Raw genomic sequence first — 16550 nt, 5'->3', positions numbered from 1 at the left:
TATCACTCTCCATAAATATCCATAAAGCTATCAATATCTGTAATATCTGTATTAAGCGTCAAACTTTCAATTTTTTCTTCATCAATAAAACAATTCTCATCTAACCTCTTATCACTTTTTAGCCAGTTTGAATTCCAAAGTTTAACAGAATTTTTGTCACTTACTTTTTTACACATCCTATTTTTGTAGTCTTTGGTCCTATCAACAGTTAAAGAGATACGTTGAAGCCAGATTTCTACAAAATCTGAATTTGGGAGTGATTGATACTTTTTCAGTATCCTATCAATCAAAGCTGAAATTTCTTCTGGAGCTACATATTCAAACAATTTTGCTAAGATAGTTGCTGATATTTCAATCGTCTTTGGATTATTAATCATAATAGAGACTATTATACTAATCAGTTGAGGAATATCCGAAAGTTGATTTACTTGTGAGTCTAACGTGCTAATTCTATATTTAAAAAATTCAGTCAGAGCTTTTTTCAATTGTCCACAATTTGGAAATTTATCACCTAGTAACTTTATTTGCAGTAAATGTTTCTGCATAGAAAGCTTATATTCTCTGATATGTGATTCTCTTGCAGTCTCAAAATTTATTTTAGTAATTTTATTATAAAAGCCAACATTCTGACTTGTCCAGTAAAGTTTATCTGGCTTAATAGCATCTACAATAATATCCTTACATAAAAAGGTCTTCTTTGAATTAATTTTTAAATTTAATTCTAGTAAAATCTCAGAAAGAAGCTTCATTAATCTCTCAGCTACATCAAGCTGATTGGTGAAAATTCTATAATCATCCCGATATCGTAAAACTTTGAAACCTGTAATACCGCATTCTGTTGCTTTTTTTGACAATAGGATATCAGCATAGCCTAGAACTATCTCTGCGATAAAATCCATCAAGGCACTTCCTTGAGGAATTCCATTAGTTTGACCATTCTGCATTTGTTGTATTTTGGAATCTATAGTATTTCCAAGTCCTTTGCTTCTATTTTCTTTTGCCCATTCTTTGTCATGGATAGCCCAAGGTATTGTATGTGTGTAGATTGAAGGATAACAATCAGTTATATCAGTTTGCAAACAATAATTATAATCTAATGCTAATTCAATTTGTGCCTGCTCTAAATTTTTCCACCAATTTAGTATTTGTTCAGCTTGATCTTGTTTTTTTCCTGTTGACTCAAGAGGTACAGATATACAGATAATTTTCTCGTCCGATTGAAAATCACGAAACCTGCTTTTTAGTTTATCCCAGTTTTCTTCCTTTGTTATCAAACGAACTAAATCAACATACAATATGGGGTGAATTAGTTGTAAACTCCTCCAAGCGTATTTTGCATCTTTGTTGGTAACTATTGTTAAATTTACATCCGTGGATTCTTTAAGGTACTCTATATTATTTATTTCTTTATACTCATCAAGCGTCAAATTTTCTTTTTTTGAAAAATCTTTTACAGCCTTTTCTGTATAAATAATACTTTTTAACTCAGATTTTCCCAGTATCTTTTTGGCATTATCTAATAAGTTCTCAACATTAAAATAGGAAGGTAATTTAACATTGGAGTATGATGTTGGCTTGAGAAAAAAGTTCCAAGCTTCTTTATTTGACATATCCAATACACTCTTATGATTCATACTTATTAGAGCCACCTTCCTGAAAATTTCACTATTTATTATACCATCATCTTAGTGGCTTATGTGATTGTTGTCTGCTGTATTAGTTAATTTTATTTTAAATTCTTCGCTAATATCGCTAACATATTTTCCATTTCAACACCATCTGTCTTGACCAATCCTGTATCAACTTTATTAAATAGTGAGTTAATGATAATCAGACGTTCATTTTCATTGATTGATTCACCATCATAAGTCAAGGCTTGGAAGAAGCGTGTCATAGCTGCTTTTTGCTCATACTCAATAGCCAAATGGTTGTTTGACATTGACAATTTCACAAGTATTCTAATGATGTAAATAAAGAAGGAAATAATAGCAACTACAAAGAAAGATTGTGATAAGAACGGAATCTTTTTACTTATATCCAGTGGAAATTCATATAGAAACCATACTAGCATTGAAAAAATTAATGCCAACATTATTGAGGCTCCAACGAGGAAATATGTCCAAAACTTAGCCTTCTTCCGATAATTTTCAGCACGTAAATTCCAAAGTTTTTCAGGCTCTTCTAATTGTAATTTGTTTTTATATGTTTCTTCAAGCTCTCTTAACTTATTTCTTTTTCTTCCTCCCATTTCTCCATGTTTTCAGTAAAATTATTCAAATACTGCTCTTGTAATTCAACCTGTGATTGAATTTTTGAGTTTTCATCTTCAAAAAATTGAGTAATTTCATTACTGGATTCATCTGCCGATTGAGAAATGTCATCTAATTTTTGGTGTAAAGGGACTAAAACCTCTGAGTCGAAATCAGCAATATCGTCTTTTATTTTTCCAAATTCCTGCTTCATTAAATATAAAGCGGGATAATAGTTATAATCATGTGAACTTGAAAATTTTTCCCCGTAAAGCTGAGGTTTCTTCGATAAGCTAATAAAATTTCTTAGAGCTCCTCTTAAATTTGAATCTGAATATTTTAGGTAGTATTCTATAAATCGTTTAATTTTTCTAAAGGATTTATCTGTATCGATAGGAGAAGAAATCGGTACTCTATATATAACTAATCCATTGTCGCTATAAGTATTACTATACTTTTGATAGATAAAACTAGTTATCCCATTATGATTAAGTTCTTCAAGTTCTGAAAGATGGGTTCTTATTTCCTCAACCCTAGAATTTAAGCTATTCCAATTGCTAGTAAAATCACTCGAAATATTATCAACCTCGATTGACTCCCAAAATTTTAAATTTCGTTTTGAAATCCTTTCGAGTTCAATAAAGGTTAATTGTTTCTTCTCATAGTTTATAGAGTAATCATCATCAACTTCAATTTCAAACCTGATTTTACTATCCATAAAATTTGCAATCTGCTGCTTTGTGTAAGTCAAATTATCTCCTTCCCAAAATTAGAATTGTAACTTTTTTCTCATCCTCTATTATACACCTCTTCTAGTCCTCTCACCACTTACCCCAACTAAAAAACACGACAGCCTTGTCGTGTTGATTCATATCATTGCTACTAAGATTAACTATTGCTGCCTAGCTTTTTATCAGCGATGGCATCGGTTAGGGTCTGGGAAAAGTTGAGTCCTAGCTCACGCCCTAGTCTGTCGGCCCAGCGGGGGATGGTCAGGGTTTTCTTGATGGGTTCCTGACTACCTAGATAGTTGGCAAGATCCACGCTGACTAGGGAGATAAAGGATTTATCAGGATCATAGTTGAGGGTCATGTCCTCGTCATCCTTAAAGGGATTATTGGCTTCTAGGGACAGGCTATTGATATCTGAAGGCTGAGCCAGACTTCTGCCCTGCTCCAGTTCATCTGCCAGAGCCATTCCTAGATAGTCACTGGCCATGAGAATCGCATGGGCTGGGGATTCTCCTTGAGTGGCTGAGTGCTCAATATCTGGAAAGGTGACAAAGTAAGGGTTGGCTGACGGTTCATTGGGATCGTAGTAAAAGAGAGCAGGATAAGCGACTAACATGGTAGACCTCCTTGGTTTGCGGGCTAGGCTGGCTAGAGAAGGCCGGCCTGTTTTCTGATGGCTCTTTCGGTATATTTGTTTATCTCACCGTGGGGGACAATAATTGGATGCTGTCCCTTCTTTTCCAATTTGATGTGAGATCCTTTTCTACCCTTGATTTTGGTCCAACCATTGGCAGTTAAAAGTTTGACCATTTCTTTTTGTGTCATGGGCATAAGCTGAATGATTTCCTGACTAGTTTAGTCATATCACACGTGTAGCACGTATTCAAGTTTTGACTAAACTTTGTTCTAAAAAGACACCCTATCGAGTGCCTTTATTGAATTATTCGTAATTAATTTAATTTTACAAGATATTGGGAGTCTTTCACAAGAGATGAGCCAAACCTTGCCTCGGAAGGTTTAGTCTCTGACCTACTTATAGATGTCCCTTCTATGACCAAACTCTAAGGCCAGAATGATCAACTTGTCGTCCTCAATATCACAAATCAAGCGATAGTCGCCGATACGATACCGCCACTCTCTGGCATGATTGCCGCTTAGGCCTTTCCCAAACTGTCTAGGGTTGTCACTTCCGTCTATATGCTTGTCAATCCAAGAAAAGAGGAATCTCTGAACAGACTTATCCAACTTTTTAATTTGCTTCTGGGCTTTCTTGGAATAGCGAACCTGATACATTTAGAAACCTAATTCCTTTTTAAAATCTGCGTGAGAAAGAGTCTCTGGATCCTCTTGGTAGGCTCGAAAGGCCTCTTGATAGAGTTTCAAATCATACTCATCTTCAATGGCCTTTTCCAGCGACTTTTTAAAGAGGGTTGAAAGACTGACTCCTGTAATCTGAGCATAGGTTTTAAAGAAGTCTTCTTCATCTTTGTTTAATCTGACTGTTACTGTACTCATCATGCTTCTCCTTGTGTAACACATTGTAGCACCTCCTTTTGAAAAAGTCAAACTAAGTCTGTAAAAGACACCCTATCGAGTGCCTTCATTATTTATTCGTAATTAATCCGATTTCTTTGCTCCTATTGCTTAGCTAACAGGGGATAGATGACCTCTTGGATGAGCTTAAGATAGTCTTCCTTGATGGCCTTCTTGTATTTGAGGGGATTGAGGGGTTCAGCGACTTGGGCCTTATAGTCCTGATAGCGCTGGCTGGCGATCAGTTCGCTTTCGCCCGCTTGCTTTTGCGCCTTAGGGTTATAGTGCTTGGCCAGATAGTAGAGTTCCTCCTCACCGATATACCACTTCCTTGCCAGCTGGGTGACCTCTTGTTCAATGACCTGGTCAATCATTTCTTCCAAAAGCTCAGTCACCGACTGACCTTGGTAGCTCTGTGGGTCTTTCTGAATGGACTGCCAGAGCTGGCTGACCACCTTGGCCAACTCAGGCCGGCGCTTGGCTAGATCGGCGATATAGCTATCAATAGTTGTCAAGTCATCTGGTGAAAAGGACTTGACTTCCTTAGCATCTTGACCAATCAGGGCCTGAATCAGGTTGATAATATAGTCGTAGTTGATGTCATCAACCTGGACGGCCTCCAGCTCATACAGGATATCCAGTAAGTCATCATCAGTCTCCTCGTCATCTTCTTGCCGTCTGAGCTTCAACTCCGCTAGAACATTTTGATAGACACCTAAGTAGCTATCTAACTTATCTTGGCTTAGCCCAGCTTCACTATAGATCTGGTCTTGGTCATACTGACCATAGACTTGGATGGAGGCGAAGGCCTTGTCAAACTCCTGGTAAGCCTTAGCGAACTGCTTGAGCTGGGCGGTATCGGCTAGGTCCGGATCAATGCCCAAACCAGCCTGCTCGGAAATATGACTGCGGAATTGCGCCAGCTTATCATCAAACTTAGCCTTTTCATCCTCCCACTCAGGGGCCAGAACATAGTTTTCCCCGCCCTTGGAGTAGAGCCAGAGAGCCTTATCGACTGCCTCTTTAAAGGCCTTGGGCTGTTGGAAGGTGATAATCTGACCAAACTTCTTGTTCTTGTCAAAAATCCGATTGGTCCGACTAAAGGCCTGAATCAGGTGCTGGGGCTTGAGGGGCTTGCGGTCCATAAAGAGGGTCTGAAGGCAGGGAGCATCAAAACCAGTCAGGAGCCGGTCGACAACGATTACTAAGTCCAACTGCTCCTTGCGGTTGAGATAGCGGTCTTCCTTTCTGGCCAGACGTTTATTGACATCGGTATTAAAGCCAGCCAAATCGGCCAGACCGAAATGGGTACCGAACTCTTGATTATAATCACTCAGAGTCTCCTTCATCTTGTCCTGATTGCGGGAAGAGTCTTCTTCATTTTCCGTCAGTGAGTAGGTGATGGTCATCTTTGGAAAATCTGGCAGAGTCTGCTTGGTCTTTTCAGAGATTTTCAAAGGGCTTCGGCCTTCTTTGACTGCCTTAATCAAATCATAGTAAGCTTGGGCCTGCTTGATGGAGGAGACCGTCAAGATAGCATTGTAGGTCTTGCCAATACCATTGCGAAAGCCAAAGAGACGGGCGGGCTTGCTAAGGATATAGCGAAGAACTTCCAGCATGTGCTCTTGGGACTCATAAACCGAGTCAGGGATGGACTTTTCATCCAGCTCTTCACCAACCGTGGTCTGGTATTCTACCCGAAAGCCCAGCACGGCTCCATCGTGGATAGCATTTTTAACGGTGTAAGTATGCAGACAGTTGCCGTAGAGTTCCTCGGTAGTCTGTGCCAGATCACCTAGGGCTGCTCGGCGATTTTCACCAAAGATAGGGGTACCGGTAAAGCCGTACCAGAGGGAATGGATAAAGAACTTGGACAGGGAGCGTTTGGCCTGAGGCGTTACTGCCCTGTGACACTCATCGACAACGAAAGCGACTCGCAGCTGACGAATCTTATCCTGATTTGCTTGGTAATGACCCTGCTCAAACTTTCGCATCATGGCAGAAATTTTCTGAATGGTGGTTACCACCACCCGCCGTTCCTTGCCGGCCAGAGTTCTAATCAGCTCCTTGCTGGAATTGGTCTCATCAATGTCAATGGTATCATTCTGGGCATAGGAGAGAAAGCTGGAGGTCGTCTGGTCATCCAAATCCCTGCGGTCAACGATAAAGATTGTCTTGTCAATGGAAGGGATAGTCAGGAGGTTTCTGGCTACCTTATAGGAAGTCAGGGTCTTGCCTGAACCGGTCGTATGCCAGACATAGCCGGATTCTCCGCGATAGCTGGCTTCCTTGACCGCCTCAATAGCATGAATCTGGTAGGGCCGCAGCAAAATCAGACTCTTCTTGCTATTGTCCAAAACCGAGTACTGCATGACCAGCTGGTGGGCTCGTGGAATGGAAAGGACAGCCTTGGCAAAGTCAAAAAGGTTAAGGACGGGCTGGTTCTCCCTGTCAACCCACTTAGTTAGAAAGCGTGGATTGAGCTTATTCTCCTTGGCTGCTGCGATATAGCGGGTATCTTCGATATTTGACACGACAAACATCTGCAGGCTGGAAAAGATGCCACGGAACTTGCCCTCCTTATCATATTTTTTGAGTTGATGAAAGGCATCCATGAAGGGGCTGTGCTGACTTTTCAGCTCTAATTGAATCAAGGGCAGGCCATTGATGAGGAAGGTGACATCCCCTCGGCGGTTATGGTCCAAGTCGTCTTCCGCAAAGGTCTTAACTTGATTGACAATCTCGTAGGAAGATTTTCCGCCAGCCACATGGTCACGAAAGAGGACATCTAGATTGATGGTGCCCAGACGGGCATCTTCTCTTTGAATCCGAACCTTGGCAATGCCATTTTCACCCACCAGCCACTTGGCTGCTTCATAATAATTAACAAAATTAAGTTGGTTGCGGATCTGTTCCTTTTCTTGCTGAGTCAGGGCGACCCCCTCTAGTCTGGCAAGATTATTCTGCTCTAACTTGTTAAAGAAATTATCCCATAGTTCATCAGGGGTCTTGAGGTCAGGGCGATAGGACCATTGACTTTTCCCGCTAATTAGGGTTTGGATTAAGCGCTTCTCTTGCTGGGTTTCTTGATACAGTGGCATACTAAGCCTTTCTAAGTAAATTCTGATAATTTTATTATAGCACACTGGAAAGCCCAGCTTTTAAGAAATTAACTGGTTGAAGATGCCTTTCTTGCCACCCTGAACAAAGCAACCCAGCCTTTCCTTTTCAAAGCCATTATTTATGCTACAATAAAAGCATAAAAGCGAGGAAAAATATGAAAACTTATGAAAAAATTTATCAAATTTTGCGGGAAGCTGGCGGTTTTGTCAGCGGGCAGGATTTGGCTCAGCAGCTGGATGTCTCCCGGACAGCCATTTGGAAATCTATGAAAACTCTTGAAAGCAAGGGCTTGGTTATTGAGTCCATCAAGAACCGAGGCTACCGGCTGCTTCTTGGTGACCTGCTCCTGCCTGACGAAATTGCATCAGCCACAGGCCTAAAGGTTTATCTCAATGAGACTTCTGCTTCCACCCAACTGGATGCTAAGGAAGGTATCGAAAAGGGGGATTCCAGTCCAGCCCTCTATTTGGCTCCTAATCAAAAGGCGGCCCGCGGCCGTTTCGCCCGCCCTTTCTTCTCGCCCGAGTCAGGCGGTATCTATATGTCCCTTCACCTCCAGCCCAACCTGCCCTATGATCAGGTTCCTGCCTATACCCTCATGGTTGCTTCCAGTATCATCAAGGCCATCTCTCGTCTGGCCGGCATTGACTGCCAGATTAAGTGGGTCAATGATATTTATCTGGGGCAAAAAAAGCTTGCTGGCATCCTGACCGAGGCTATTTCATCCATTGAGACAGGACTGATTACCGATGTTATCATCGGCGTGGGACTAAATTTCCTAGTGCCTGAATTTCCTGAGGACTTGCAGGACAAGGCTACTAGCCTCTTCACCAAACAAGCACCTATCAGCCGCAATCAGCTGATTGCTGAAATCTGGAACATTTTCCAAAATACTCCTGAGCGAGATCTCATAAAAGTTTACAAAGAAAAATCACTCGTTCTGGATAAACGAGTGACCTTTGTGGAAAATCAATTATCTTATACTGGTCTAGCGACTGACATTACTGACAGCGGCCAGCTAGTCGTCCGGCTGGATGATGGTCAAGAAAAAGTCCTTAATTCTGGGGAAATTAGTCTCTCTTCTTGGGACTATTAGTCCCTTGGCCATGAGATAGGGACTTGAGCAATTCCTTGAGCAGACGGTCTGCCAGATAGGCATTCTGCAAATTGCGAATAATAAGGAAGGCCCAAAAAGCTGCTAACCAAAAATGTCCTGTAAGCAAGGCATCGCTGAAAAAGTAGCTTTCCAAGGCACACCAGAGAGCCATGCTGATAAACTGTAATCTATTCATATAAGGTAATTATAGCAGAAAATCCACCGCAATGGTGGATTTTTTCTCATCTCAAGAAAATTTATTACTATTTAGTGAAAAGACGACTAATCACTTGGTGAAAACTGCCAGAGAGGCACTTGTTTTAGTCTTCTTCTACTTCCAGTTTGTCAGAGAGAAATTCAAAACCATCTGGAATCAGGCTGTCTTGTCCTTCTGCTTCCACCTGATCATCCTGAGAATCGGCTGAATTATCAGGATCCTTTTGGTTTCGCATTTTTTGGGCAAACTCTGTTCGAATTTCCTCGAAATCGGACTTGGGTACCGCCATGATTTGCGGTGAAAAGCCGGCAGCCTGGCTCATGATATTGCCAAACATGGTATTGAGGTCAGTTCGTTTCATAGCCTGCTCAGCATTGAAGGCAGCCTGAAAAGCTAGTATAGCATTTTCACTGTTGGCTAGGACTGGCTCTGACCCTAGGAGGAGAGCTCTATCCTGAGGCCCAATAGAGTCCAGGATTTCATTCCAAGAAGACTTGAGGGCATCTAGGTATTGGCGAGACTTTTCGCTGTCCGCCACCGTTTCTTCCATGATGGTCAAAATCTTAGTCTTATCAACTTTGAATCTGAAATTGGTGGGAGTTTTGGACTTACTGATGGGATCCGTATTGCTGAAATTGCCAGTTTCCAGCTGGGCCTTGAGCTGGGCCACTTCTCGCTTGAGGACCTGAATTTCTTTCTCCAGCTCCTCCGAAGCTCCAGTCTGGACAGGACTTGATATCTGCTGAGTATCAGATAGTTGGATAGTCATCATCTCAGCATAGATTTTTGGTTGGGTACCATTTTTCAGCTCAGGCATGGTCTGAGTGATGATATCAATCATGGTAAAGAGTCGCTCCTGTTCTAGGGACAAATTGTCCTGAAAGGCCTGACTATTATGCGTAGCTTCCCCACCTGCCTGCACCATGAGAATATCCCGCAGATAGTCCAGCAGGTCGGTCGCAAAGCGACTCATACCCTTGCCGCTATCAAAGATGGTATTGAGATTGGTCAGGGCCGCTAGGCTATCATGTTGGATGATATTGGTCAAATAGTTGTCTAGGGCTTCCTGACCGACCGAACCGGTGATTTCTTCGGCAATAGCTGCCGTTACCTGATTGTCAGCCGAAAGACTGAGGGCCTGGTCCAAGATGGACAAGGCATCCCGCATTCCTCCTTCGGCCTGCCGGGCAATCAGATTGAGAGCCTGATCTTCATAGGCGATGCCTTCCTTGTCCAGAATCTGAGCCATGTGTTGGCGGATGGCTGTCTGCTTAATGGCCTTGAACTCAAAGCGTTGAACCCGAGAGAGGATGGTGGCTGGAATCTTGTGCAGCTCGGTTGTTGCCAGAATGAAAACGACATTTTCCGTCGGTTCTTCCAAGGTCTTGAGCAGGGCGTTAAAGGCCCCAGTTGAAAGCATATGAACTTCGTCAATGATATAGACCTTGTAGGTGGCCCGACTGGGGGCGTAGGTCGATTTGTCACGGATTTCCCGGATTTCATCGACCCCGTTGTTGGAGGCCGCATCAATTTCGATGACATCTTCTAGGCTGCCTTCGGTAATATCCTGGCAGATGTCACACTGGTTGCAGGGCTCACCCTTCACCTGATTGGGACAGTTCATAGCCTTGGCAAAGATTTTGGCCACACTGGTTTTCCCAGTCCCTCTAGGACCTGAGAAAAGGTAGGCATGGCTGATTTTACCAGAAGCTACAGCCTTCTTGAGGGTGGTTGCGACCACTTCTTGGCCAACCAATTCCTGGAAGGTTTGGCTTCGGTATTTTCGATAAAGGGCTTGATACATTAGTTCTTAACTCCAAACATAGCAAAATTCCAGTCCGTTTTTTCCAGCAGAATGGCCACAAATTTCTCCAAATAGTCCTGATCCAACTGGTCGTAGTCAGCAACTAAGCTCGAATCCAAATCCAAGACTCCTAGGAGCTGGTCACCCTGATAGATGGGAAGGACGATTTCCGACAGGGCTGCCGAATCACAGGAAATATAGTTGGTATGTTTAGTCACATCTTCCACAATCAGAGTTTGCTTCTTCTGGGCAGATTCCCCGCAGACGCCCTTGCCAAGCTGAATATGGACGCAGGAAACCCTACCTTGGAAGGGGCCTAAAATCAATTCCTGACCATCGTAAAGATAAAATCCAGCGAAGACTGAATTGGGCAGGGCTTCCTTAATCAGGGCCGAAGCATTGGCAAGATTAGCCAGGGCATTGGTCTCACCTTCCAAAAGGGCTTTCAACTGGGCTAGTAATATATCATAAGCTGATTTTTTCTCTGTAGGTGTCATAAGGATATTATAGCAAAAATTGGGGCTAGAGGCGAACTAATAAGCAGGTGTCATTGCCTCAAAAAAATAGGATTTATGACTTAATGGGTAAGTCTTAAGATCTTGATGTTTATTCCAAGAAAGGCCGCTTTGTGTGGATTTTCATCTTATATTTTCTGACAAGAGTAAGCTATCCAAGGTCCTTTTTGATGGGAAGCAAGCAGTTGAAACCCTAAAGGTTGGATAAAGGATTGAAAGTCTTCAGTCGTTTTCATCTGAGGGAGAAAATAGTCCAATTTGCTCTGTTCACAGGCCAAGAGTAACTGGCCCTGCTCTTTCAAGAGGCGATGGATTTCGTTCAGACCTGCAACCAGGTCATCCCAATGAAAATGTGTTTGAAAGCCACAGACCAAATCAAAACTCTCAGCTGAAAAATCAGTCTGCTCAATAGCTGAAACGGTAAAATCTAGCTGACCAGCAACTTCTAGCCTTTTAGCCTCCTGGATGGCTGTCGGGGAAATGTCCAGACCATGAATCTCTGCTCCAGGAAAGACCGAACTGAGGTAGGCAGTCGATTTTCCATTACCGACACCAACATCTAAAATCTGCTGAACTTGAGTAGTTCTGACAAAATTCAGACTCCACTTGACCATAGGTAAATAGGATTTATTCCAGATAGCCATCATCATCCTACCCATGAGACCTGATGGCATTTTGGATTGATGGATTAAGTAGTTTAAAATCATAAAATATCTCTTTTTTAGTTAAACAGCCTGTCCCTTCTGTTAATCCTTGGACAAGCAGACAAATTGTTGAACTGATTTTCTGCTATAGAAAAAACCACCAAACGGTGGCTATCATTATCTTAATAGTATTCACCTTGGCGGTAGTTCCAAGAGTTGAAGGTGTCTGAAAGGTTCATCATAATCTTGTCGATGTCCAGCCCCTTGCGGATGACGACTGGACAGTTGTCGATGGAACGACTGTCCTTACCTTGTTCAGGGATGAGCTTCCCGTCCTTATCAACCATAGAAACCATAACGCCCTGTTCATAGCGGGTCTCAACGTTCTTGTCTGGTTGAATGGAAGCGACATAGTCGTCAGCCTCAATAACCAAGTCAACAGCTTCTTCGATTTGACTACCGATGCCTTCAACCTTACCGCGGTTTCCTTTACCTGATGGGTTGGCAGATGAAGCGTAAACCATCTTACCTTCTTTTTCCCACATTTCCTTAGCAATTTGTTCTCCAGCTACACCGAACTTAATAACAAAGCAAGAGGTCTTACGGCTGTCGGTCATCAGTTCTTCACGGCCATCACCAAAGGCTTGGAGTTTAGCATAGGCATCTTCCTTCCAAGGGAGGATACAACCCAGCAGAATATCTTGGTCCCAATGCTTTTGGTAGAAGCTTTCAATCTCTGGTGTTAATTGAGCCAGAGCGCGCAGTTCATCCATGCTACCACAGAGCACGACACCTGGTTTATTGCGCTTACGGTTCTTAGCAGCGAATTTGCGTTCCAAGCCAGCCTTGTCGCTGGTCATAATGATGTAGCCAACCTTGGTTGGACAGACAATACAACCGCCCTCGCTTTTTACAATCTCAAGTCCTTCTTGCGAAAGATTTCCGTCCCATTGAATGTGTGTTGTCATGTTACTTCTCCAAATTATTAATCAATTGCTCCGCTTATTTTACCATGAAAAGTTGGAATTTTCAAGGTTTTTTCAGAATTTTCAAAAACTAAGTAATTCCCGTTGGCCTAGTTCTGCCAATAACCAGGACGATGTTTTTCATAGTCACTAATCAAGTCCTCATACTGGAGGGTGATGCCAATATCATCCAAACCATTTAGGAGCTTGTGTTTCCAATCGCCATCAATTTCAAAAGCAAACTCGCCAACTGATGAGACAATCTTTTGCTTGGACAAGTCAACAGTCACTTCGTCAGTTGGAGCTAATTGGGCTAGTTTTTGACGAACCTCCAGAGGTTGGACAATGGGCAAGATACCATTGTTGAGGTCATTATTATAGTGAATGTCCCCAAAAGAACCAGCAATGATAACCTTGAAACCATAGTCGGCCAAGGCCCAAGCTGCGTGTTCCCGCGAGGAACCGGCCCCGAAATTATCCCCAGTAATCAAAATAGTCGCTTTGCGATAGGGGGCGGTATTGAAGATAAAATCAGGATTCTCAGTGTAGTTATCATCCAGATAACGCCACTCATACATGAGGTACTTGCCAAAGCCCTTCTTATCAATCAATTTGAGGAATTGCTTGGGCAAGATTTGGTCCGTGTCTATATTGTCATTCATCAGAGGCACGGTGGTCCCGGTATAAACGGTAAATTTTTCCATTTTAAGGTCTCCTTATAACAAACACGCCTACAAGTCTTTGAAAAAGAGAGGTGGCTGTTTTGACTTTAGTCAATTTACAGCCACGACTACCTTTAGGTGGAAACTCTGGTTTGAAGTCCAATACTTCTTCGTCAGCTTTCCTCCTCGCCATTTAATTTCCATGCTCGGGTAAAAAAAGTCTGCTAGACTTTTTTTATCCTTTGACTTGCTTAACGGCTTTGTATCTTGATATTACTGGGCTTCTGGTAATTGACGGACATCGACAAAGTGGCCGGCAATGGCTGCCGCTGCTGCCATGGCTGGACTGCAGAGGTGGGTTCTAGCGCCGACACCTTGGCGATCTTCAAAATTACGGTTGCTTGTTGAAGCACAATGAACACCCGCTGGTACTTTGTCAGGGTTCATCCCCAGACACATGGAACATCCAGGGTCACGCCATTCAAAGCCAGCATCGGTAAAGATTTTATCCAAACCTAGTTTTTCAGCCGCCGTCTTAACCGGTCTGGAACCCGGTACTACGATAGCAGTTAAATTAGGGGCAATGTGTTTGCCCTCGACAAACTTGGCCGCCAGCTTGAGATCGCTCAGTCTGGCATTGGTACAGGAGCCCAGGAAGACATAACCGATTTCCAAATCTTCAACCTTCTCCCCAGGCTTGGTATCCATATATTTGTAGGCTCGCTCGTCATTCATATCACGGATTTCTGGGAAAGGTTGGTCAAAAGCCACACCCATAGAGGGATTGGTCCCCCAAGTGACCATTGGGGCTAATTGAGAAACGTCAACTTCGATAACCTTATCGTAGTGGGCATCCGGGTCTGAAACTAGGGTCTTCCAATCGGCGACTGCCTGGTCAAATTTTTCTCCCTTAGGAGCCTGGTCTCTCCCTTGAATGTAATCAAAGGTAGTCTGGTCGGGATTCATAATACCCATTTTGGAGCCGAACTCGATGGACATATTGCAGATGGTCATACGCTCTTCCATGGAGAGGGCATGGACGGCCTTGCCTGTGTATTCAACCACATGACCAACACCGACAGATACGCCATACTGGGCAATCAGGGCCAGGACATAGTCCTTGGCATAGACCCCCTTTTGAGGCTGGCCGACAAATTTGACCAAGAGTTTCTTGGGTTTGACCTGCCAGATGGATTGGGTGGCGAAAACATGTTCAACTTCGGTCGTCCCAATCCCAAATCCGATGGCACCAAAAGCCCCATGGGTCGCCGTATGACTGTCGCCACAGACGATAAATTTGCCCGGCTGGGTGCGACCTGTTTCTGGTCCAACCATGTGGACGATTCCCTGGCTGGCAGAACCATGGGCAGCATGAGGAATCTTGAATTCCTTAAGATTGCGAGCTAGGGCATCCATCTGGGCCTTAGAAATGACATCACGGATGTCATAGATATTGACGGTTGGCACATTATGGTCAAAGGTCCCAAAGGTCAAATCAGGCCGTCTAACCTGACGCCCAGCTTCTCTCAAACCATCAAAGGCCTGAGGGCTAGTCACTTCGTGGATATAATGCTGGTCCACATACATGAGTTGAGGCTCGCCTTCCTTGCCAGTAATAACATGGCGGTCCCAAACCTTATCAAAAATTGATTGTCCACTCATTTTTAAATCTCCATAAACAATAAATTAAACTGACTTCTATTAAAATGCCAAGGCACCAAGCCAGTTTAAAATACCACTTCTTTGTCTTGTGGTGAAAAATTCTTCCAGCTAGATAGGCTGCTAGGCCAGCACCTGTCAAGCTGAGGCTTAAAAGTGTCTTTTCAGGAATCCGCCACCTACCTCTAATGGCCCGTCTTTTATCAAGGCCGTAGAGGCAGAAGGTCAAGATATTCCAGAAAATCAAGAGGCTAAGAAAGATTTTCATCCTACAAATTAGCAATAATCGCTGCTGTCATTTGAGCCGTTGTCGCTTGACCACCCAAATCGCGGGTCAAAACACCCTGCTTGAGGGTGGCATCAACAGCCTGCTCAATCATAGCTGCTCCTGCTTCCTGACCAAAGGAATCCCGCAACATCATAGCAACTGAGAGAATCATGCTGATTGGGTTGGCAATGCCTTGGCCAGCAATATCTGGGGCCGAGCCATGGATGGGTTCATAGAGGCTAGGGCCATCTTGGGAATGACTGGCTGAAGGCATAACACCTAGAGTCCCTGGTAAGACAGAGGATTCGTCAGACAGGATGTCACCAAAGAGGTTTTCGGTCACGACAACATCGAAATGAGCAGGGTCGGCAATCATCAGCATGGCCGCACTATCGACCAGCTGGTGTTCCAGCGTCACATCAGGAAAATCCTGGGCAACCTGGTCCGCAACTTTACGCCAAAGCTTGGAAGTTGCCAGAACATTTTGTTTATCAATGCTGGTCACCTTCTTACCACGCCCTTGGGCAATGGTAAAGGCCTTGCGAACAATTCGCTCAATCTCCTCAGCCGAATAATCATTGATGTCTCGGGCAGTGTCCTCTTGCAGGTCATGTTGACCAAAATAGATACCACCGGTTAATTCCCGCACGACAACAAAATCAACACCAGCAATCCGCTCCGGTTTAAGGGGAGACAGGTGCTTGAGAGCCTCGAAAATCTTAACTGGCCGAATATTGGCAAAGAGCTTGAGCTCCTTCCGCAGGGCCAGGAGGCCTTGCTCTGGTCGGACTGGGGCGGTGTCATACTGGGGGCTACCGATAGCCGCTAGGAGGATGGCATCAGCTGAGCGAGCAGCGGACAAGGTTGCCTCTGGCAGCGGATGACCAGACTGGTCAATCCCCGCTCCGCCAAAGGGCTGGGCATCCAATTGGTAGGCGAAGTCAATCTTCTTAGTAAGAGCCTCTAGCACTTTTAGACCTGCTGCCATGATTTCTGGGCCAATGCCGTCCCCTGCTAGGGTCACGATTTTTTTAGTCATTGAATTTTCCTTTTTCTAGTTTAGCGAACCGTTGGCTGATTTCTG

16 protein-coding genes and 1 pseudogene are annotated in these 16550 nt (G+C 43.6%); 1 reads left to right on the top strand and 16 read right to left on the bottom strand.

Going from position 1 to position 16550, the window contains the following annotated elements; translation table 11 throughout:
* Nucleotides 1-2 precede the first annotated feature (2 nt).
* The 7 genes and pseudogenes from BS63_RS0110535 to BS63_RS0110505 form a co-directional block, all read right to left on the bottom strand.
* A complete protein-coding gene (locus BS63_RS0110535; protein ID WP_002961991.1) occupies nucleotides 3-1634 on the bottom strand; it encodes an RNA-directed DNA polymerase in 1632 nt (543 codons plus the stop codon).
* Between the two features lie 92 nt (nucleotides 1635-1726).
* A pseudogene (locus BS63_RS1000000111470) lies at nucleotides 1727-3000 on the bottom strand (DUF6161 domain-containing protein).
* Nucleotides 3001-3137: 137 nt separating this feature from the next.
* Nucleotides 3138-3596, bottom strand: coding sequence for a type II toxin-antitoxin system HicB family antitoxin (locus tag BS63_RS0110525; protein WP_002961996.1), 459 nt, complete (start codon nucleotides 3594-3596; stop codon nucleotides 3138-3140).
* 32 nt (nucleotides 3597-3628) lie between these two features.
* Entirely contained in the window at nucleotides 3629-3811 is a 183-nt protein-coding gene (locus tag BS63_RS0110520; protein ID WP_002961998.1) for a type II toxin-antitoxin system HicA family toxin, read from the bottom strand.
* Between the two features lie 198 nt (nucleotides 3812-4009).
* The gene (locus BS63_RS0110515) at nucleotides 4010-4273 is read right to left on the bottom strand and encodes a type II toxin-antitoxin system RelE family toxin (protein WP_002962001.1); all 264 of its coding nucleotides are present in this window, start codon (nucleotides 4271-4273) and stop codon (nucleotides 4010-4012) included.
* On the bottom strand, nucleotides 4274-4495 hold the full coding sequence (gene relB, locus BS63_RS0110510) for a type II toxin-antitoxin system RelB family antitoxin (protein WP_002962004.1): 222 nt from the start codon (nucleotides 4493-4495) through the stop codon (nucleotides 4274-4276).
* 122 nt (nucleotides 4496-4617) lie between these two features.
* Nucleotides 4618-7614 carry a type I restriction endonuclease subunit R gene (locus BS63_RS0110505; RefSeq protein ID WP_002962006.1) on the bottom strand — a complete coding sequence of 999 codons (2997 nt, stop codon included), beginning with the start codon at nucleotides 7612-7614 and terminating at the stop codon, nucleotides 4618-4620.
* 176 nt (nucleotides 7615-7790) lie between these two features.
* On the opposite strand from BS63_RS0110505, the gene birA reads away from it, so the two are divergent.
* On the top strand, nucleotides 7791-8732 hold the full coding sequence (birA, locus tag BS63_RS0110500) for a bifunctional biotin--[acetyl-CoA-carboxylase] ligase/biotin operon repressor BirA (RefSeq protein WP_002962007.1): 942 nt from the start codon (nucleotides 7791-7793) through the stop codon (nucleotides 8730-8732).
* Here the strand turns inward: birA and BS63_RS0110495 are convergent.
* From BS63_RS0110495 to leuB, 9 genes are all read right to left on the bottom strand, one after another.
* Nucleotides 8707-8928, bottom strand: coding sequence for a DUF3272 family protein (locus tag BS63_RS0110495; protein WP_255264602.1), 222 nt, complete (start codon nucleotides 8926-8928; stop codon nucleotides 8707-8709). The two genes, birA and BS63_RS0110495, sit on opposite strands and share 26 nt — an antisense overlap.
* A gap of 124 nt (nucleotides 8929-9052) precedes the next feature.
* Nucleotides 9053-10753, bottom strand: a complete 1701-nt coding sequence (gene dnaX / locus BS63_RS0110490; protein WP_002962011.1) for a DNA polymerase III subunit gamma/tau — start codon at nucleotides 10751-10753, stop codon at nucleotides 9053-9055.
* Complete coding sequence (locus BS63_RS0110485) at nucleotides 10753-11250, bottom strand: GAF domain-containing protein (protein WP_002962013.1); 498 nt, start codon at nucleotides 11248-11250, stop codon at nucleotides 10753-10755. The genes dnaX and BS63_RS0110485 overlap by 1 nt, the downstream gene beginning before the upstream one ends.
* Before the next feature lie 146 nt (nucleotides 11251-11396).
* Nucleotides 11397-11975, bottom strand: a complete 579-nt coding sequence (locus BS63_RS0110480; protein WP_002962015.1) for a class I SAM-dependent methyltransferase — start codon at nucleotides 11973-11975, stop codon at nucleotides 11397-11399.
* A 119-nt stretch (nucleotides 11976-12094) separates the two neighbouring features.
* A complete protein-coding gene (locus BS63_RS0110475) occupies nucleotides 12095-12880 on the bottom strand; it encodes an L-threonylcarbamoyladenylate synthase (RefSeq protein WP_019774678.1) in 786 nt (261 codons plus the stop codon).
* A gap of 107 nt (nucleotides 12881-12987) precedes the next feature.
* Nucleotides 12988-13581, bottom strand: a complete 594-nt coding sequence (leuD, locus tag BS63_RS0110470) for a 3-isopropylmalate dehydratase small subunit (protein ID WP_019768698.1) — start codon at nucleotides 13579-13581, stop codon at nucleotides 12988-12990.
* Nucleotides 13582-13812: 231 nt separating this feature from the next.
* Complete coding sequence (gene leuC, locus BS63_RS0110460) at nucleotides 13813-15201, bottom strand: 3-isopropylmalate dehydratase large subunit (RefSeq protein ID WP_002962958.1); 1389 nt, start codon at nucleotides 15199-15201, stop codon at nucleotides 13813-13815.
* Nucleotides 15179-15466, bottom strand: coding sequence for a DUF1294 domain-containing protein (locus tag BS63_RS0110455; protein ID WP_002962956.1), 288 nt, complete (start codon nucleotides 15464-15466; stop codon nucleotides 15179-15181). The genes leuC and BS63_RS0110455 overlap by 23 nt, the downstream gene beginning before the upstream one ends.
* 1 nt (nucleotide 15467) lies before the next feature.
* The gene (gene leuB / locus BS63_RS0110450; RefSeq protein ID WP_019771119.1) at nucleotides 15468-16505 is read right to left on the bottom strand and encodes a 3-isopropylmalate dehydrogenase; all 1038 of its coding nucleotides are present in this window, start codon (nucleotides 16503-16505) and stop codon (nucleotides 15468-15470) included.
* Nucleotides 16506-16550: the final 45 nt, after the last annotated feature.

The sequence above is a fragment of the Streptococcus sobrinus DSM 20742 = ATCC 33478 genome, from assembly GCF_000686605.1.
In the GTDB taxonomy this organism is placed as follows: domain Bacteria; phylum Bacillota; class Bacilli; order Lactobacillales; family Streptococcaceae; genus Streptococcus; species Streptococcus sobrinus.
The sequence above is the reverse complement of the archived record's forward strand: the minus strand, read 5'-3'. Positions and strand labels throughout refer to the sequence as shown.